General features: G+C 73.0%; 19 protein-coding genes. 12 read left to right on the forward strand and 7 right to left on the reverse strand.

Annotation, left to right across the window (positions count from 1 at the left end; all coding sequences use genetic code 11):
* Nucleotides 1–15: 15 nt before the first annotated feature.
* The 5 genes from IE275_RS05560 (at nucleotide 16) to IE275_RS05580 (ending at nucleotide 6,025) form a co-directional block, all read left to right on the forward strand.
* Nucleotides 16–2,463: a hypothetical protein gene (locus IE275_RS05560; RefSeq protein ID WP_189708141.1), complete on the forward strand. Its 2,448-nt coding sequence runs from the start codon at nucleotides 16–18 to the stop codon at nucleotides 2,461–2,463.
* A gap of 91 nt (nucleotides 2,464–2,554) precedes the next feature.
* Complete coding sequence (locus IE275_RS05565) at nucleotides 2,555–3,469, forward strand: ABC transporter ATP-binding protein (protein ID WP_373299175.1); 915 nt, start codon at nucleotides 2,555–2,557, stop codon at nucleotides 3,467–3,469.
* Nucleotides 3,466–4,206 carry an ABC transporter permease gene (locus IE275_RS05570; protein WP_189708145.1) on the forward strand — a complete coding sequence of 247 codons (741 nt, stop codon included), beginning with the start codon at nucleotides 3,466–3,468 and terminating at the stop codon, nucleotides 4,204–4,206. Before IE275_RS05565 ends, IE275_RS05570 begins: the two co-directional genes overlap by 4 nt.
* Nucleotides 4,203–5,411 carry a sensor histidine kinase gene (locus IE275_RS05575; protein ID WP_189708147.1) on the forward strand — a complete coding sequence of 403 codons (1,209 nt, stop codon included), beginning with the start codon at nucleotides 4,203–4,205 and terminating at the stop codon, nucleotides 5,409–5,411. The genes IE275_RS05570 and IE275_RS05575 overlap by 4 nt, the downstream gene beginning before the upstream one ends.
* Entirely contained in the window at nucleotides 5,408–6,025 is a 618-nt protein-coding gene (locus IE275_RS05580; RefSeq protein WP_189708149.1) for a response regulator transcription factor, read from the forward strand. The genes IE275_RS05575 and IE275_RS05580 overlap by 4 nt, the downstream gene beginning before the upstream one ends.
* Before the next feature lie 22 nt (nucleotides 6,026–6,047).
* On the opposite strand, the gene IE275_RS05585 is transcribed toward IE275_RS05580, so the two are convergent.
* The gene (locus tag IE275_RS05585) at nucleotides 6,048–6,902 is read right to left on the reverse strand and encodes a transglutaminase family protein (protein ID WP_229870117.1); all 855 of its coding nucleotides are present in this window, start codon (nucleotides 6,900–6,902) and stop codon (nucleotides 6,048–6,050) included.
* Nucleotides 6,899–7,960, reverse strand: a complete 1,062-nt coding sequence (locus IE275_RS05590) for a GNAT family N-acetyltransferase (RefSeq protein WP_189708733.1) — start codon at nucleotides 7,958–7,960, stop codon at nucleotides 6,899–6,901. Before IE275_RS05590 ends, IE275_RS05585 begins: the two co-directional genes overlap by 4 nt.
* 141 nt (nucleotides 7,961–8,101) lie before the next feature.
* Between IE275_RS05590 and fdxA the strand changes: the two genes are divergently transcribed.
* Both fdxA and IE275_RS05600 read left to right on the forward strand, forming a co-directional pair.
* Complete coding sequence (gene fdxA, locus IE275_RS05595; protein WP_189708151.1) at nucleotides 8,102–8,422, forward strand: ferredoxin; 321 nt, start codon at nucleotides 8,102–8,104, stop codon at nucleotides 8,420–8,422.
* 113 nt (nucleotides 8,423–8,535) lie between these two features.
* Complete coding sequence (locus IE275_RS05600) at nucleotides 8,536–9,627, forward strand: bifunctional succinyldiaminopimelate transaminase/glutamate-prephenate aminotransferase (RefSeq protein WP_189708153.1); 1,092 nt, start codon at nucleotides 8,536–8,538, stop codon at nucleotides 9,625–9,627.
* Between the two features lie 77 nt (nucleotides 9,628–9,704).
* Here the strand turns inward: IE275_RS05600 and IE275_RS05605 are convergent, their stop codons facing one another.
* Entirely contained in the window at nucleotides 9,705–10,157 is a 453-nt protein-coding gene (locus IE275_RS05605; RefSeq protein WP_189708155.1) for an ATP-binding protein, read from the reverse strand.
* Between the two features lie 326 nt (nucleotides 10,158–10,483).
* Entirely contained in the window at nucleotides 10,484–11,488 is a 1,005-nt protein-coding gene (locus tag IE275_RS05610; RefSeq protein WP_189708157.1) for a VldE C-terminal domain-containing protein, read from the reverse strand.
* Between the two features lie 94 nt (nucleotides 11,489–11,582).
* On the opposite strand from IE275_RS05610, the gene dapE reads away from it, so the two are divergent.
* Nucleotides 11,583–12,659, forward strand: coding sequence for a succinyl-diaminopimelate desuccinylase (gene dapE / locus IE275_RS05615; RefSeq protein WP_189708159.1), 1,077 nt, complete (start codon nucleotides 11,583–11,585; stop codon nucleotides 12,657–12,659).
* Between the two features lie 105 nt (nucleotides 12,660–12,764).
* A complete protein-coding gene (locus IE275_RS05620; protein ID WP_189708161.1) occupies nucleotides 12,765–13,523 on the forward strand; it encodes an LOG family protein in 759 nt (252 codons plus the stop codon).
* Between the two features lie 111 nt (nucleotides 13,524–13,634).
* Here the strand turns inward: IE275_RS05620 and folP are convergent, their stop codons facing one another.
* A complete protein-coding gene (gene folP / locus IE275_RS05625; protein ID WP_189708163.1) occupies nucleotides 13,635–14,495 on the reverse strand; it encodes a dihydropteroate synthase in 861 nt (286 codons plus the stop codon).
* 126 nt (nucleotides 14,496–14,621) lie between these two features.
* On the opposite strand from folP, the gene IE275_RS05630 reads away from it, so the two are divergent.
* Both IE275_RS05630 and IE275_RS05635 read left to right on the forward strand, forming a co-directional pair.
* Complete coding sequence (locus IE275_RS05630; protein ID WP_189708165.1) at nucleotides 14,622–14,981, forward strand: DivIVA domain-containing protein; 360 nt, start codon at nucleotides 14,622–14,624, stop codon at nucleotides 14,979–14,981.
* On the forward strand, nucleotides 14,978–15,556 hold the full coding sequence (locus IE275_RS05635) for a DNA-3-methyladenine glycosylase I (RefSeq protein ID WP_189708167.1): 579 nt from the start codon (nucleotides 14,978–14,980) through the stop codon (nucleotides 15,554–15,556). Before IE275_RS05630 ends, IE275_RS05635 begins: the two co-directional genes overlap by 4 nt.
* Before the next feature lie 29 nt (nucleotides 15,557–15,585).
* Here IE275_RS05635 and chcB read toward each other — a convergent pair whose 3' ends face one another.
* Nucleotides 15,586–16,377 carry a 2-cyclohexenylcarbonyl CoA isomerase gene (gene chcB / locus IE275_RS05640; protein WP_189708169.1) on the reverse strand — a complete coding sequence of 264 codons (792 nt, stop codon included), beginning with the start codon at nucleotides 16,375–16,377 and terminating at the stop codon, nucleotides 15,586–15,588.
* A gap of 378 nt (nucleotides 16,378–16,755) precedes the next feature.
* Between chcB and IE275_RS05645 the strand changes: the two genes are divergently transcribed.
* On the forward strand, nucleotides 16,756–16,923 hold the full coding sequence (locus tag IE275_RS05645) for a DUF3117 domain-containing protein (protein WP_003966491.1): 168 nt from the start codon (nucleotides 16,756–16,758) through the stop codon (nucleotides 16,921–16,923).
* 96 nt (nucleotides 16,924–17,019) lie between these two features.
* Here the strand turns inward: IE275_RS05645 and IE275_RS05650 are convergent, their stop codons facing one another.
* Nucleotides 17,020–17,718 carry an O-methyltransferase gene (locus tag IE275_RS05650; RefSeq protein ID WP_308435637.1) on the reverse strand — a complete coding sequence of 233 codons (699 nt, stop codon included), beginning with the start codon at nucleotides 17,716–17,718 and terminating at the stop codon, nucleotides 17,020–17,022.
* Between the last annotated feature and the right edge of the window lie 99 nt (nucleotides 17,719–17,817).

A 17,817-nucleotide genomic window follows, 5' to 3' on the forward strand; every position in this document is an offset into this window, starting at 1 on the left:
CCTGGAGAACCTGCCTTGAGTCGTGAAACTGACAGTCCGTCCTCCGGGCCCAACGGGCGCGGCGGAGCCGCCTACCCGTCGGGTACGCCGCCGTACGGCACCCCTGTGGTGTCCGAAGGCAGTGCGGATGCGGGCCGTTCGGCCGCCCAGCCGGAAGAACGCAAGACCGAGACCACGCTGACGACCCGGATCCGGATCAACATCCCCGGTTCGCGGCCCATTCCGCCGGTCGTCGTGCGCAAGCCCGTCGGGGAGACCGAGGGCGCGGTCGACGAGGTCGCCGCCGCCCCGCAGACGCCCGCCCCCACGGGGTCCGCGTCCGACACCGGCACCTTCGAGATGCCCGCCGACCCGGGCGCCCCGGCCGCGGCCGGGGCCGAGGAGAAGACGAGCGACTGGTTCGCGCCGCGCAAGTCCGGCGGGGGCAAGGGCGGTCAGGGCGGCGGCGGTACGAACGGCGCGGGGATGCCGGGCGGTTCGGCCGCCGGTGCCGCGCCGGGCGGTCCGTCCGCCGGTGCGGGCACCCCCGCGCCCACCGGCGCCCGTCCGGGTGCCGGGCGACCGGGCTCGGTGGTCGGTTCCATGGGCGCGCCGGGCCCTCGTCCCGGCGGTACCAACGGCGCGGGGATGCCCGGCGGCGCCACCGGCGGTCCGGTGGCCCCCGGCCACGGCGGCGGCACCGGTTCCTTCGACGTCACCGAGGCGCTCGCCGCGGGCCCGCTCGGCAACGGCCCCCGCCCGCCCCAGGGCGGCGCCCCCGCCGAGCCCCGCCGCGACGAACTGCCGTACTTCTCCGGCAACGGCCAGGGCGGACCGGGCGGCCAGGGCGGACAGAACGCTCAAAGCGGCCAGAACGGCTTCCCGGGCCCGAACGGCCAGGGCGCTCAGCCGGGCCTCCCCGCCCGGAAGGGCCCGAACGGCGAGCACGGCTTCGCCGGCCCCGGCGGCCCCGGCGGCCCCGGTGGTCCCGGCGGCGGACCGGCAGGGCCCGGTGGCTCGTACGACTTCAACGGCCCGGACCTGCCCGGCGGCCCCGGCGGCCGAGGCGGCCCGCAGGGCCCCGCGGGCCCCACCGGCGGCCCGGTCACCGGCGACGGCCCGATCGTGCCCCCGATGGCGCACGGCGCGGCCGGCGGCACGGCGACGGCTCCCGGCGGACCCACGGCTCCCGGCGGACCCGCGGGCCCCGGCGGCCGGCGTCCCGCCGCCCTCGCTCCCGGCGCGGGCCCCGGCGCCGCCCGCCTCCCCGGCGGCGGGATCAGCGACGACACGGCGATCCTGACCCCGCAGAAGCACGCCCCCGAACCGGGCGCCGGCGGCTACGGCGGCCGTCCCGTCGACAACGTCTCCGGGCACACCGTCACCAGCGGCATCCCGGTCGTGCCCTCGGGCGGCCAGGGCGGCCCCGGCGGGTTCCCGCCCGGCGCCACCGCCCCCGGCGGACCGGCGACGCAGACCCCGCCGAAGCGGCCGGAGCCGGCCTCGCCGAACGCGTCCACCGGTTCCACGAAGAAAAAGAAGAAGGGCCGCAGCAAGCTGGTCCTGCTCGGCGGCGTCCTGGTCCTCGGCGGCGCCGGTGTCTACGGCGCCGGCCTGCTGATGAACCACTCCGACGTGCCCAAGGGCACCACCGTGCTCGGCGTCGACATCGGCGGCAGCACCCGCGACGACGCCGTCAAGAAGCTCGACGACGCCTTCGACGAGCGGGCCGGCCAGAAGCTGAAGCTGTCCGTCGGCGGCGACACCGTCACCCTCAAGCCGGACCAGGCGGGCCTCCAGTTCGACATCGCGGCCACCGTCGACGGCGTCGCCAAGAGCGACTACAACCCGGTCTCCGTGATCGGCACCCTCTTCGGCCAGGAACGCGTCGTCGAGCCGGAGATGCCGGTCGACGAGGAGAAGCTCCAGGCGGCCCTGGAGTCCGCCGCGGGCGGCTCCGGATCGGCCACCGACGGCACGATCAAGTTCCGGTCCGGCAAGGCCGTCGCCGTCTACGGCAAGGCCGGCAAGGGCATCGACGCGGCCAAGGCCGAGGACTCGGTCGTCGCGGCCTACCGCAGCCAGGTCGAGTCGGGCACCGCCACCCCGGTGAACGTCCCGACCGTCACCAAGCAGCCGACGATCTCCGACGCCGAGGTCGACCGGATGATGAAGGAGTTCGCCGAACCGGCGATGTCCGCCCTGGTCACCGTGCAGACCGACGCGGCGCACAGCATCCAGTTCGGCCCCGTGTCCCTGCCGAAGATCCTCGGAGTCAAGGCCGTCGACGGCAAGCTCGTGGAGACGTACGACCTCAAGGCGCTCCAGGCCGCGTACGGCAGCACCTTCGTCGGCGTGAAGGTCGACGGCGCGAGCGGGAAGCGCGACATCCTGCCGCAGGACGTCGTCTCCGCCCTGCGCACGGCCCTGCGCGGCAAGACGGCGGCGGAGCGCACCGGGGTCATCGACACCAACCCCAGCTGACGTGCCCCCGGTGCCGCATGACATCTGTCATGCGGCACCGAGGACAGTCGGCACTGCCGCCCGCCCGGTCTCCCGGACGACGATGGCTGTCATGACGACGACGACAGCACCGGCGGTGGGATTCGACCGGGTGAGCAAGACCTACGGGGACGTACGGGCCGTGGACGGCCTGACGCTCGCCCTGCACCCCGGGGAGACGGTGGCCCTGCTGGGCCCCAACGGCGCCGGCAAGTCCACCACCCTCGACCTGCTGCTCGGCCTCAAGCAGGCCGACAGCGGCACCGTCCGCGTCTTCGGCACCGCCCCGCGCGAGGCGATCGTCGCCGGCCGGGTCGGCGCGATGCTCCAGAGCGGCGGGCTGATGGACGAGGTCACGGTCGCCGAGCTGGTGGCGCTCGCCTGCGCCCTGCACCCCAAGCCGTACAAGCTCTCCGAGGTGCTGTCCCGGGCCGGCGTCTCCCAGATCGCCGGCCGCAAGGTCGACAAGCTCTCCGGCGGCCAGGCCCAGCGGGTCCGCTTCGCCCTCGCCACCGCCGGCGACAGCGACCTGATCGTCCTGGACGAGCCCACGACCGGCATGGACGTCACCACCCGCCAGGCGTTCTGGGCCACCATGCGCGAGCAGGCCGACCAGGGCCGCACGGTCCTCTTCGCCACCCACTACCTGGAGGAGGCGGACGCGATCGCCGACCGGGTGCTGGTCCTGCACCGGGGGCGGCTGCTGGCCGACGGCACGGCCGCCGAGATCAAGGCCAAGGCGGGCGCCCGGCGGATCTCCTTCGACCTGGAGGGCGAGATCGACGAGCCCGCACTGCGCGCGCTGCCGTTCCTGACCGCGGTCGACGTCTCGGGCCACACCGTCCGCGTCCAGTCCGCCGACGCCGACGCCACCGTCCACGCGCTGTACGGACTCGGCCTCTACCCGCGCAACCTGGAGGTCGCCGGGCTCGGCCTGGAGCAGGCGTTCGTCGCCCTCACCACCGCCGAGGAGGCGAAGACCAAGTGAACAGCCTGATCAAGCTGGAACTCACCCGCGCCCTGCGCAACCGCAAGTTCCTGTTCTTCTCGGTGATCTACCCGTCCGTGCTGTTCCTGCTGATCGCGGGCAGCGCCGACAGCACCACCGTGGTCGACGGCACCGGCCTCACCCTGCCCACGTACATGATGGTCTCCATGGCCTCCTTCGGCGCCCTGACGGCCGTCCTGATGGGCAACAGCGAGCGGATCGCCAAGGAGCGGGAGAGCGGCTGGGTGAGGCAGCTGCGGCTCACCACGCTGCCCGGCCGGGGCTACGTCCTCGCCAAGACGGCGAGCGCGGCCGTGGTCAGCCTCCCGTCCATCGTGATCGTCTTCGCCGTCGCGGCGGCCGTGAAGGACGTACGCCTGGACGCCTGGCAGTGGCTCGCGCTCACCGGCGCCATCTGGGCCGGCAGCCTGGTCTTCGCCGCCCTGGGCGTCGCGCTCGGCTACCTCACCAGCGGGGACGCGGTCCGCCCGGTCACGATGATCACCTACTTCGGGCTGTCGATCCTCGGCGGCCTGTGGATGCCCACGACGACCTTCCCGGCCTGGCTCCAGGACATCGCGAAGTGGGTGCCCACGCACGCGTACGCTGCCCTGGGCCAGGCGATCGAACGGAACCAGGCCCCGCACGCCCAGGACATCGTCATCCTGGCCGTCTTCTTCGCCCTGTTCACGGGCGGTGCGGCCTGGCTGTACCGGAAGGACACGCTGAAGGCGTGAACACCACGACGGACGACCTGCTGTCGGAGGAGGCCCTGCGGGATCCGGTGATCCCGCTGGGGCAGTCCGCCCGCACCCGCCGCGAGCTGTGGCGGCGCAAGGCCCTGTGGATCGGCGTGTGGCTGGTCTTCCTCAGCTCACCGGTCCACGACCTGCTGTCCGGCCACCACACCACCGGGGGCACCGTCGCCGGCTGGCTGGGCCTGGCGGTCTTCGTCACCGGCTACCTCTCGCTCCTCTTCCGGAACATGGGAGCGGCGCCCTACCCCCCGAGGCTGGTCGGCGGACTCATCGGCTCGATGGCGGTGCTCGCCGTCGTCCTCGGCCTCACCCTCGGCTCCCCCTGGCTCGGCCTGTTCTGCTACGTCTCCGTGGCCTGCGGGATGGTCCTCCCGCCGCGGCAGGCGTTCTGGACGATCCCGGCCACCGCCGCCACCATGATGCTCGTCGGCCTTCGCACCGGTGTGGAGGAGGCGGCCGACCTGCTGGTGCTGGTCCTGCTCATCGGCTTCGCGATGACGGGCGTGAGCCAACTGGTCCGCACGACGATCGAGTTGCGCAAGGCCCGCGCGACGGTCGCCCAACTCGCCGCCAACGAGGAACGGCTGCGCCTGGCGAGGGACCTGCACGACCTCCTCGGCCACTCCCTCTCCCTCATCACCCTCAAGAGCGAGCTGGCGGGGCGGATGCTCCCCGACCATCCCGAGAAGGCGGCCCGGCAGGTCGCCGACATCGAACAGGTCAGCCGGCAGGCCCTGGTGGACGTCCGCGAGGCCGTCACCGGCTACCGGCGGCCGCGTCTCGCCGCCGAACTCGCGGGCACCCAGGTCGCCCTGACGGCGGCCGGCGTCATCGCCGTCGCCCCCGCCGAACCCGACCTCGACCAGGTCCCCGAGGAGAGCGAGTCCGCCCTCGCCTGGGCCCTGCGCGAGGCGATCACCAACGTCGTCCGGCACAGCGGCGCCACCCGCTGCACGGTGGACGTCGTCCGCCGCCAGACCCTCGACGGCCCCGTCCTCGAACTCTCCGTCGAGGACGACGGCTCCGGCGGTTCCGGCAACGGCCCGGGCAACGGCCTCACCGGCCTCACCGAACGCCTGGAGAAGGCCGGCGGCACCCTGGAGGCGGGCCGGACCAGGAACGGCTTCCGACTGGTGGCCCGCGTCCCGGCCGGCACCGGTGCGGACATAGGATCCCGCCCATGAGTGGTGGCACGATCAAGGTCCTCCTGGCCGAGGACCAGTCGATGGTCCGCGAGGCCCTGGCGGCCCTGCTGGGCCTGGAGGACGACATCGAGGTGGTCGCCCAGGCGGCCCGCGGCGACGAGGTCCTCGCGGCCGCCCGCGCCCACGACGTCGACGTGGCCCTGCTCGACATCGAGATGCCGGGCCTGACGGGGATCGAGGCGGCGGCCCAGCTCCACCAGGAGTTCCCCGCCCTGAAACTGGTCGTCCTCACCACCTTCGGCCGCCCCGGCTACCTGCGCAGCGCGATGGAGGCGGGCGCCGACGCCTTCCTCGTCAAGGACGCCCCGGCCGCCCAGCTGGCGGAGGCGGTGCGCAAGGTCCTGGCGGGGGAGCGCGTCATCGACCCGACGCTCGCCGCGGCGGCTCTGGCGGGGGGCGCGAACCCCCTGACGGACCGTGAGCGTGAGGTCCTGCGGGCGGCGGCCGACGGCTCGACGAACGCGGAACTGGCGGTGCTCCTGCGCCTGTCCCAGGGAACGGTCCGCAACTACCTGTCGACGGCGATCCAGAAACTGGCCGTCCGCAACAGGGCGGAGGCGGTACGGACAGCCAGGGACAAGGGCTGGCTGTAGCCCACCGGCGGCCGCCGGACGGTCAGTTCAGCATCGCCCGCGCGGTCTGGGCCTCCGCCCGCACCCGAGCCGCCAGCGACTCGTCCACCACCTCCACGAGCTCCGCGTACTCCTCCAACTCGGCGGCCCCGCCGAGGAAATCACCCCGCCGCACCAGCAACTGCCCCTTCTCGTGGCGCAACCGGGCCGGATGGTGCGGCACCCGCAGCGACAGCTCCAGCGCCCACAGGGCGACATCCGACCGCTCCGGCCGGGCCGTCGCCCACGACCGGATGTTGTTGAGGATCCGGATCACCACCTCCAGCGGCTCCGCGGGCACCATCATCGACGGCGACAGCGGAGCCCCCGTGGCCCCGGCCACCAGCGCGTCCGCCTCCCCCTCGCCCAGCAGCCGCCCCCCGTCGAACGGATCGACCAGCACCTCGCAGTCCGCCCCGAACCCGACCACGAAGTGCCCCGGCAGGGCGACCCCGTGCACCGGAGCCCCCGCCCGCCGGGCGACCTCGACCCACACCACCGACAACAGGATCGGCAGGCCGCGCCGCCGCGCCAGCACCTGGTGCAGCAGCGAGGACTCCAGCCGCTGGTAGTCCGTGGCGGAGCCGCGGAACCCGTACCGCCCGCCCAGCAGTTCCCGCAGGGCCACCGCCCAGTCCCGCGCCCCGCCGGGCCGGTACGGCACCTCCCCGGCCAGCCGGTCGAGCTCCACCTGTGCCGCGTCCAGCCCGGCCGGGCCCAGCTCCGGGTCCGCCTCCGCGCCGATCAGCAGACACATCGTGGTGAGGTCGGGCCGCTCCGCGCGAGCCTCCTCGGCGAACAGCCGCCGCACCTCACCGGCCGCGAAGCCGCGCACGTCGCCGTTCTCGTCGCCGCTCACGAGGCCTCCCGCGGCTCCCGCGGCCCTTGCGGTTCGAGGGGCTCCTGCGGCTCCTGGGGCTCGCGGTAGTGGTGGTACGCGTGGTGCGCCGCGAACCCCATCCCGGCGTACAGCGCGCGGGCCCCCGTGTTCTCCTGCTCCACCTGGAGCCAGGCGGCCGACGCGCCTTCCTCCAGCGCTCGCCCGGCCAACGCGGCCATCACGGTCCTGGCGAGCCCCCTGCGCCGCCGCGCGGGGTCGACCTCGACCGCGGCGAACCCGGCCCACCGGCCGTCCACGACACACCGTCCGATGGCGGCGGGCGCGTCACCGGGCGCCGCACCCGGCACGGTCGCGAACCACACCGACGGTCCTTTGCCGAGCACCTTCAGGGCCACCTCGCTCACCCCCTTGCGCTGATACCGGGCCAGCCAGGCCTCGTCGGCCTCCCGCGCCAGCAGGACGTCGCGGACCGCGGCCGGCCCGGCGATGTCGGCGACCGGCGCCAGCGCCCCGATCCACAGCTCGGCGGTCACCTCACGCACCCATCCGCGCCGTTCCAGCTCCGCGCCCAGCAGCTCCTGGGTGCCCTCGGCTCCGGTCGCGGTCTGCACGTACGCGGGCAGACCACGTTCCGCGTACCAGCGTCGTACGACGTCCAGTGCCTCGTCCAGCGGGAGGCCCGGGTCGCCGAGCGGCAGCACGGAGTTGGCCCGGCGGGTGAACCCGGAGGCGGCCCGCAGTTCCCACCCGCCGAGCCGCTCGCTCTCCACCGGCAGCCAGGCCCGCGCGCCGACCCGGGCGAGTTCCTCGTACGAGGCGGCCGGACCCCGGCGGCGGGCCGGGGCGGGCGGGACGACCTTCCCGGCGACCAGGGAGGATTCGTCAATCCGGACGCTCTCCCCGCTCTTCCGTGTGATCACCAGCACAGCGTCGTCCCATGATGTGAGAACACCGACCGTGTCGGTGAATTTCCCCTCGGTGACGCCCGATTCGGTCAAACGCCGTACGGAGACACGTTTGCCCACGTCAGCAACGCTGATGCGGACCTCGAGGCGTCCAGCGGCCGAGAATTCCACAGGTCGGTTCACCCCTCCTGTTCGGATCATGCCCAAGAACGGAGATACTAGGTGCGGGCATCGACGACGCCGCGCTCCCGCGCGCCAGGCGGCGGAGCCTACGACAGGCCCGCCAGCGCCCTATCGAGGAGGAACGACAGCGTGACCTACGTCATCGCGCAGCCTTGTGTCGACGTGAAGGACAAGGCGTGCATCGAGGAGTGCCCGGTCGACTGCATCTACGAGGGCTCCAGGTCCTTGTACATCCACCCGGACGAATGCGTCGACTGTGGTGCCTGTGAGCCGGTCTGTCCGGTCGAGGCGATCTTCTACGAGGACGACACTCCGGAGGAGTGGAAGGACTACTACAAGGCGAACGTCGAGTTCTTCGACGAGCTCGGCTCTCCGGGCGGCGCCAGCAAGCTGGGCGTGATCGAGCGCGACCACCCCTTCGTCGCCGCGCTGCCGCCGCAGAACCAGTAAGCGACCCGGTACGCAGTCCGCATCCGTGCCGCCTCGGTCCCGTACGGCCCGATCACCCTTGATCGCCGTACGGGACCGAGGCGTTTGCCGTATCAGAAAGTGAGCCAGAGCCCGTGTCCGCAGTCTCCGACCGTCTTCCCACCTTCCCCTGGGACAAGCTGGAGCCGTACAAGAAGACGGCCGCAGCGCACCCGGACGGCATCGTCGACCTCTCCGTCGGCACCCCGGTCGACCCGGTCCCCGAGCTGATCCAGAAGGCCCTGATCGACGCGGCGGACTCCCCGGGCTACCCGACGGTCTGGGGCACGCCGGCGCTGCGCGACGCGATCACCGGCTGGCTGGAGCGCCGCCTGGGCGCCCGTGAGGTCACCCACCGCCATGTCCTGCCGATCGTCGGCTCCAAGGAACTCGTCGCCTGGCTCCCCACCCAGCTGGGTCTCGGCCCCGGCGACCGGGTGGCGTACCCGCGGCTGGCCTACCCGACGTACGAGGTGGGCGCCCGCCTGGCCCGCGCCGCGTACGAGGTCTACGACGACCCCACCGAGCTGGACCCCGAGGGCCTGAAGCTCCTCTGGCTGAACTCGCCCTCCAACCCGACCGGCCGGGTCCTGTCGAAGGCGGAGCTGACGCGGATCGTCGCCTGGGCCCGTGAGCACGGCGTCCTGCTCTTCTCCGACGAGTGCTACCTGGAGCTGGGCTGGGAGGCCGACCCGGTCTCGGTCCTCCATCCGGAGGTGAACGGCGGCTCGTACGAAGGCATCGTCTCGGTGCACTCGCTCTCCAAGCGGTCGAACCTGGCGGGCTACCGCGCGGCCTTCCTGGCCGGTGACCCGGCGGTCCTCGCCCCGCTGCTGGAGATCCGCAAGCACGGCGGCATGATGACGTCGGCGCCCACCCAGGCGGCGGTGGTGGCGGCGCTCGGCGACGACGTCCACGTCCGCGAGCAGCGCGAACGCTACGCGGCCCGCCGCGCCCTCCTGCGCGAGGCCCTGCTCGGCCACGGCTTCCGCATCGAGCACAGCGAGGCCAGCCTCTACCTCTGGGCCACCCGGGACGAGTCCTGCTGGGCCACGGTCGCCCACCTCGCCGACCGGGGCATCCTCGTGGCCCCCGGCGACTTCTACGGCGAGGCGGGCGAGCGGTTCGTCCGCGTGGCGCTCACGGCGACGGACGAACGGATCCGCGCGGCGGTGGAACGCCTGTAACCAGGCGCGGCAGCGGACAGCGCGACGGGGCCCGGGGGAGATCCCCGGGCCCCGTCGTCGTCTCGGGCGGAGGTGGCTCAGCCGAGCGGAAGGCCCTTCGTCGGCAGGGTGCCGGCACCCGGCACCCCGCCCTTGGTGAGCCCCTCCGTCGGCAGCCCGCCCTTCGTCGCGGTCTTGGCGGTGTCCCCGAGGAGGTTCCCGGCGGAGCCCGCCGCCTCGCCGGCCGCCTTCTGCGCGGCAGGCGTCGCCTTCTTCACGGCCTTGCCGCCGGTCTTGCCCGCGGTCGGCACGGTCTGCTGGACCGCCTTGCCGCCGGTCTCACCCGCGAGCCCGGTCGCCTGGCGCGCCGCGCCGTCGACGGTGTTGCCGACGTTCGCCCCGTCCAGGGCGGTCAGCCCGCCGAGGTTCGGGGTGGCGGGCAGGGTGGAGGGGGCCGCGCCGGCGGAGCCGGCCGCACCGACCCCGGCGGCCGCTCCCGCAGCGACAAGCAGCGCGGCACGGGCGATCCGGCGGGTCAGGGGGAGGGACATGATGCTCCTTCGACGGGAGAGAACAGAGATCGGAGATCAGAAACTGTCTGTCCGGGCCCGGACGCAGTGACTACCGCTCGAAGCCCTCGAAGGTTGCGGACGCCCGACGTAAAGAGTTGGTAATGCGTCGCATTATCAGTTGTGGATAAAAACGGGCGAAAAGTGCCCCACGTGAAAGCCCGGCGGACCCTCGGAGCCCTTTGCCCCCAAGGGTTTCGCCGCACAACGGGGTGACGGCGCGAAAGCTTGAGCACACCGCCGTTCGAGGGTCCGTGCCCTACCCGTCCGGGTGACCCCCCGCACTCCTGCCCGTACGGCGTCCCGCACTACCGCGCGGTGACGATCCGCACGCTCCCGGTGCCGCCGCCCGCCCCCGCGGTGCCCGCGGCCTCCGTGCTGGTCGTCGCGGCCGCCCGCCACTCGCTGTCGGTGTTCCCGGCGGTCCACACCTGGCCCGCGTACGACACGTTCTGGATGCGCAGGGCCGAGGCGTTGGCCACCGCCCAGTGCGCCAGCTGCCAGCCGCGCTCGCGGACCGTGCGCCCGGCGGCCGTGGTGTCCTCGGCGACCGGCAGTATCACCGTCCGCCCGTCGGTCACCGCGTCCGGCCCGTCCACCGTGCCCTCGGCGGACGCCGAGGACGTCCCGTCGTCGTCCGCCTCGGCCGCCGCCTCACGCACCGCGTTCCGCCCGAAGTCCCGCAGCAGCGCCGCCCGCACCCCGTCCGGGCCGGTGGTCGCCGTGGCGTCCGGGGTGCCCGCGCAGGTCAGCGTGGCCGCCGAGGAGCCGGTCAGGGCGGCCGCCAGCAGCGTCGCGTCCGGCTCGTGCTTGGCGTACGCCTCCGGGTAGCCGCTGCGCTGCACGCGCTGCGCGGCGACGGTCAGCGGCAGCTCGGTGTAGTCGGGCACCTTGGCGAGGTGCTCGTAGAAGATGTCCGCCGCGTAGGCCGGGTCCGTGACCTGCTTCGTCGTGCCCCAGCCCTGCGAGGGCCGCTGCTGGAACAGGCCGAGCGAGTCCCGGTCGCCGTGGGTGAGGTTGCGCAGCGCCGACTCCTGGAGCGCGGTCGCCAGCGCGATGGTCACGGCCCGCTCCGGCATGCCCCGGTCGGTGCCGACGGCCGTGATCGTGGCCGCGTTCACCGCCTGCTCCGGCGTGAATTCGTACGTCGTTCTGTCGGCCGTCCCGGAAACGACTCTGCACCCGGGGTCGCCCGTGCCACCGGTGACGTACTGGACCACCACATAACCGGCGACCGCGGACAGGACCACACAGGCCGCCGTGGAACGGAACAGGCGGCCACGGCGCTTGGAAGAAGGGGACGGCTCTGGCACGCGTACAAGGTACTGGACGGTATTGAGACGCGGGAGACGTGTGTGCGACTCCGGGAAAAGCGAGGCGGACAACTGGCGCGTTAGGGTCGACGCCATGGCCGACACCCCGCTTGACCTCACTCTGGACGCCGCGGCACTCACCGCCCGGCTCGTCGACTTCCCCTCGGAGAGCGGCAGCGAGAAGCCCCTCGCGGACGCGATCGAGACCGCCCTGCGCGCACTGCCCCATCTGACGGTGCACCGCTTCGGCAACAACGTGATCGCCCGGACCGAGCTGGGCCGCGCGCAGCGCGTGATCCTCGCCGGGCACATCGACACGGTCCCGATCGCCGGCAACGTCCCCTCGCGCCTCGACGAGGACGGCGTCCTGTGGGGCTGCGGCACCTGCGACATGAAGTCCGGCGTGGCGGTCCAGCTCCGCATCGCGGCCACCGTCCCCGCGCCCAACCGGGACCTGACCTTCATCTTCTACGACAACGAAGAGGTCGCGGCCGACCTCAACGGCCTCAAGCATGTCGCCGAGGCCCACCCGGAGTGGCTGGAGGGCGACTTCGCGGTGCTGCTCGAACCCTCCGACGGGCAGGTCGAGGGCGGCTGCCAGGGCACGCTCCGGGTGCTGCTGCGGACCAAGGGCGAGCGGGCCCACTCCGCGCGGGGCTGGATGGGCTCCAACGCGATCCACGCGGCCGCCCCGATCCTGGCCCGGCTCGCCGCCTACGAGCCGCGCTATCCGGTGATCGACGGCCTGGAGTACCGCGAGGGCCTCAACGCGGTCGGCATCCGGGGCGGGGTGGCCGGCAACGTCATCCCCGACGAGTGCGTGGTGACCGTCAACTTCCGCTACGCGCCCGACCGGAGCGAGGAGGAGGCGATCGCCCACGTGCGGGAGGTCTTCGCCGACTGCGGGGTGGAGGAGTTCGTGGTGGACGACCACAGCGGCGGCGCCCTCCCCGGCCTCTCCCACCCGGCCGCGGCCGCCTTCATCGAGGCGGTGGGCGGCACCCCGCAGCCCAAGTACGGCTGGACGGACGTCAGCCGCTTCTCCGCGCTCGGCGTCCCCGCCGTCAACTACGGCCCCGGCAACCCGCACTTGGCCCACAAGCGGGACGAGCGGGTCGACACGGCGAAGATCCTGGCCGGCGAGGAGCGCCTGCGGGCCTGGCTCGGCTGACGCGGCCGAACCGGGTCGCTGTGTACCGGACACGCCGACGTCCCCCCGTCGTAACCCGCGTAGATCTACGCTGAGGTGGAACAACCGCAAGCGGAGGGAGTCCACATGGCTACCGGCAACCCCGAGGGCAAGAAGCAGCCACCGGAGGAACAGCGCCTGGGACCGGTCCTCCGGAGGCGGAGCCAGGTCACGGCGAGCACCACCGACCAGCGCCTGCTGGACGCGGGCGGCCCCTCCGACTGGGTCCACACCGATCCCTGGCGGGTCCTGCGCATCCAGTCGGAGTTCATCGAGGGCTTCGGCACCCTCGCCGAACTCCCCCCGGCGATCAGTGTGTTCGGCTCCGCGCGGACGCCGTCCGACTCCCCGGAGTACGAGGCGGGCGTGCGGCTGGGCGGCGCGCTCGTCGACGCGGGCTGGGCGGTCATCACGGGCGGCGGTCCGGGCGCGATGGAGGCGGCCAACAAGGGTGCCTGCGAGGCGGGCGGCATCTCGGTCGGCCTGGGCATCGAGCTGCCCTTCGAGCAGGGGCTCAACCCCTACGTCGACATCGGCCTGAACTTCCGCTACTTCTTCGTCCGCAAGATGATGTTCGTGAAGTACGCGCAGGGCTTCGTCGTCCTGCCCGGCGGCCTCGGCACCCTGGACGAGCTCTTCGAGGCCCTCACCCTCGTCCAGACCCAGAAGGTCACCCGCTTCCCGATCGTCCTCTTCGGCACGGAGTACTGGGGCGGCCTGATCGACTGGCTCCGGGGCACCCTGGTCGCCCAGGGCAAGGCCGCGGAGAAGGACCTCCTCCTCTTCCACGTCACGGACGACGTGGACGAGGCGGTCGCCCTGGTCTCGAAGGAGGCGGCCCGCTAGAGCGGGTTCCCGTACCGCGGGTACGGGCTGCGTACGGCGTGGGGGGTGCCTCGGTACGGCGTGTGCGGGCTGCGTACGGCGTGGGCGGTGCCTCCGTACGGCGTGTGCGGGCTACACGAGCCCTCGGCGGGCGACCGCCGGGGGCCGGTGGCCCGCGATCGACGCCACCATGTCCAGCACCTGCCGCGTCTCGGCCACCTCGTGCACCCGGTACACCTGCGCCCCCAGCCAGGCCGACACCGCGGTCGTGGCCAGCGTCCCCAGGACCCGCTCCTTCACCGGCCGGTCCAGGGTCTCGCCCACGAAGTCCTTGTTGGACAGGGAAACCAGCACCGGCCACCCCGTCTCCACCATCTCCCCCAGCCGCCGCGTCGCCTCCAGGCTGTGCCGCGTGCTCTTCCCGAAGTCGTGCCCGGGATCGATCAGCACCGACTCCCTCGGCACCCCCAGCCGCACCGCCCGCTCCGCCAGTCCCACGGTCACCCGCAGAATGTCGGCCACGACGTCGTCGTACGTCACCCGGTGCGGCCGTGTCCGGGGCTCCGAGCCGCCCGCGTGCGTGCACACCAGTCCCGCCCCGTACCGCGCGGCGACCTCCGCCAGGGCGGGGTCGACCCCGCCCCACGCGTCGTTCAGCAGATCCGCCCCCGCCTCGCAGACCGCCTCCCCGACCTCGGCCCGCCAGGTGTCCACACTGATGACGACGTCCGGGAAGCGCCGCCGCACCTCGGCCACGAAACCGACCGTGCGCCGGGCCTCCTCCTCGGCGGTCACCTCGTCGCCCGGCCCGGCCTTCACCCCGCCGATGTCGATGATGGCGGCACCCTCCGCCACCGCCTGCTCCACCCGGGCGAGCGCCGGCTCGTCGCGGAAGGTGGCGCCCTGGTCGTAGAAGGAGTCCGGGGTCCGGTTCACGATCGCCATGATCACCGGCTCATGGGGCCCGAATTCACGCCTGCCCAGCCTGAGCATCGCCTGTGACCTCTCCTAGAACGTCCTGCACATCCACCGCCTGTGACCCTAACCGCCGGACCCGCATGGCACGATCGGACCCACAGAGATTCGAGACCGAGCACTCCGAGCGTGGGGGCCCACCCGATGGTTATGTTCTTGTTCCTGGTCATCGCGCTCGCCGTGGTGGTCGCCGCGGTGACACTCGCCGTGGTGGGCGGCGGCGAGGGCAGCGGCCCGCTGCCCGAGGCGGCGCCGGAGCGGCTGCACGACCCGCTGCCCCCGGACCGCCCGCTCGACCGGGCCGACATCGACCGGCTGCGCTTCCCGCTCGCCGCCCGCGGCTACCGCATGACGGACGTCGACGACGCGCTCAACCGTGTCGCCGCCGAGCTCGCCGAGCGCGACGCCCGGATCGCCGACCTGGAGTCCGCCCTGTCCGGCGCCCAGGCCTCGACGCGCCCCCAGGTCTCCTTCGAGAAGCCCGAACCGGAGGACCAGCAGTGAGCGACGGCACCGCGCTCGCCGGTCCCGACGGCGCGCTGCGCTGCCCCTGGGCCCTGTCCACGCCGGACTATGTGACCTACCACGACGAGGAGTGGGGCCGCCCGGTCCACGGCGACGACGCGCTCTTCGAACGGCTCAGCCTGGAGGCCTTCCAGTCCGGCCTGTCCTGGATCACCATCCTGCGCCGCCGTCCAGGCTTCCGCACCGCCTTCGCCGACTTCACGATCGCGTCGGTCGCCGCCTTCACCGACGAGGACCGCGAACGGCTCCTCGCCGACGCCGGCATCATCCGCAACCGCGCCAAGATCGACGCCACCCTCGCCAACGCGCGCGTACTGGCCGAGTGGGCCCCGGGCGAGCTGGACACCCTGATCTGGTCCCACGCCCCCGACCCGGCGACCCGCCCGGCCCCCGGCACGCTCGCGGACGTCCCGGCGGTGACGGACGAGTCGACGGCCCTGTCGAAGGCCCTGAAGAAGAAGGGCCTGCGGTTCGTGGGACCGACCACGGCGTACGCGCTGATGCAGGCGTGCGGCCTGGTCAACGACCATCTGAAGACCTGCGTGAGCCGGTAGCCCCGGGGCCGCTGCCCCGCTGCCCCGTCCTACCGGCCCAGGTAGGTCGGATCCTTCTTCTCGACGAAGGCCCGCACCGCGATCGCGTGGTCCTCGGACGCCCCCGCGCGGGTCTGCAGTTCGTCCTCCTTCTCCAGCGTCTCGGAGAGCGAGTGCGAGAACCCGAACGCCATGGCCTCCTTGATCGCCGCGTACGCCACCGTCGGCCCCGAGGCCAGCATCCGCGCCACCTGCTCCGCCGCTTCGCGCAGCGAGGCCGCCGGGACGACCCGGTTCGCGATCCCCAGCTCGTACGCCTCCGCGGCCTTCACGGTGCGCGGGAAGAGCAGCAGGTCGGCGGCGCGCCCGGGGCCGACCACGCGGGGCAGGGTCCAGGAGACGCCGGAGTCGGCGGTGAGCGCGACCCCCGCGAACGAGGTGTTGAAGGACGCCGTGTCCGCCACCACGCGGTAGTCCGCGGCGAGCGCGAAGCCGAAGCCGGCCCCGGCGGCGACCCCGTTCACCGCGGCGACCACCGGCTTCGGCGCCTCCGTCAGCGCCCGCACCACCGGGTTGTAGTGCTCCTTGACCGTGCTCATGACGTGCCCCGAGCCCTCGGCGAGCAGCCCGATGTGCTCCTTGAGGTCCTGGCCGACGCAGAACGCCCGGTCCCCGGCGGCGGTCAGCAGCACGGCCCGTACGGCGTTGTCGTCCGCCGCCGCCCGTACCGCGTCCCGCAGGGCGACCTTGGTCGCGACGTTCAGCGCGTTCATCGCCTCCGGGCGGTTCAGGGTGATGGTCGCGAGCCCGTCGCTCACCTCGTAGAGCACGGTGTCGGCCATGGCGTATCCCCTCCGTGTCGCGGCTCCGGCGTACTACTGGTCGGTACGTCCGGTGTACGAGGAAAGCATGGCGGAGATCGCCGTCCGACGACCGGACGCAACGTGTGACCTGCGTCAAAGAAATCGGACCGGTTTCCGGACGACGGGTGTCCGCGCGGCGGCGCAGTATCGCAGTCACATCGCCGAATTGGGTGGTTTTGCTCGCGCGCGTTGCGCAAGCGATGCCGACCGATGTTGGTCATCGGGTCCTGAGATGCGGGATAATGGCTGGGAAGCAATGTGTTCGATGCCGGTGACGCGTGTCCCACGTCTGGAGCGCGCGTGCCCTCCCAGGGCCGTCGGCTTTGACGTGAGCTGGTTTCAGGAAGGGGAACGAGCATGGCGGCCATGAAGCCGCGGACGGGCGACGGCCCGCTCGAGGTGACCAAGGAGGGGCGGGGCATCGTCATGCGCGTTCCGCTCGAAGGCGGCGGTCGGCTCGTCGTCGAGCTGACCCCTGACGAGGCCGACGCGCTGGGCGATGCCCTCAAGAAGGTCGTCGGCTGACGCGCAAGCGACCATACCCCTTCAGTCGCCCCGGCATCCTCATGGGTGCCGGGGCGGCTGTTTCGGCGCACACCCCTCGCCCGGACGGCCCAGCGGTCAGCGTTTGACCGCGCAGAGCAGGCCGTCGCCCACCGGCAGCAGCGAGGGCACCAGCTCCTGGCTCTCGCGCACCGCCCGCAGCAGCTCCCGGATCCGGGTGACCTCGGTGGGCTGCGGACCGGAGTCGACCGTGCGGCCGTTGGCGAACACGCCCTCGAAGACCACCAGGCCACCGGGGCGCAGCAGGCGCAACGATTCAGCGAGATAGTCCAGGAACTCCAGCCGGTCGCCGTCGCAGAAGACGAGGTCGTAGCCGGCGTCCGCGAGGCGCGGCAGGACGTCGAGCGCCCGGCCGGGGATGAAGCGGGCCCGGTTGCTGGCGAAGCCGCACGCCCGGAAGGCCTGCCGGGCGAACTGCTGGTGCTCGGGCTCGGGGTCGACGGTGGTCAGGACACCGTCGGGGCGCATGCCGTGCAGCAGGTGGATCCCGGAGACACCGGTGCCGGTACCGATCTCCGCGACCGCCTTCGCGTCCACGGTGGCGGCGAGCAACCGCAGCGCGGCGCCCGTGCTGGGCGACACCGAGCGCAGCCCTGCCTCACGGGCCCGGTCACGGGCCCAGCGCAGCGCGTCGTCCTCGGCGGCATAGGCGTCGGCGAACGCCCAGCTTGCCTGCCGGTTGCCGGTAATGACCCTCTCCTGTCCCCGTGGTTGCCTGGGCGTGACTGTATCCGCTGCCGCCGGGAACCCGCTGATGGGACCGGGCGTTTGAAGGGGTGGGAACGACGACCGGGGGACACAGTTGGATCACGATGAGGGGCCTGGGTCCCAGCAAGTGCTGACGCAGCCGTATGA

The organism is Streptomyces phaeofaciens, assembly GCF_014648915.1.
GTDB classification, from domain to species: Bacteria; Actinomycetota; Actinomycetes; order Streptomycetales; family Streptomycetaceae; genus Streptomyces; species Streptomyces phaeofaciens.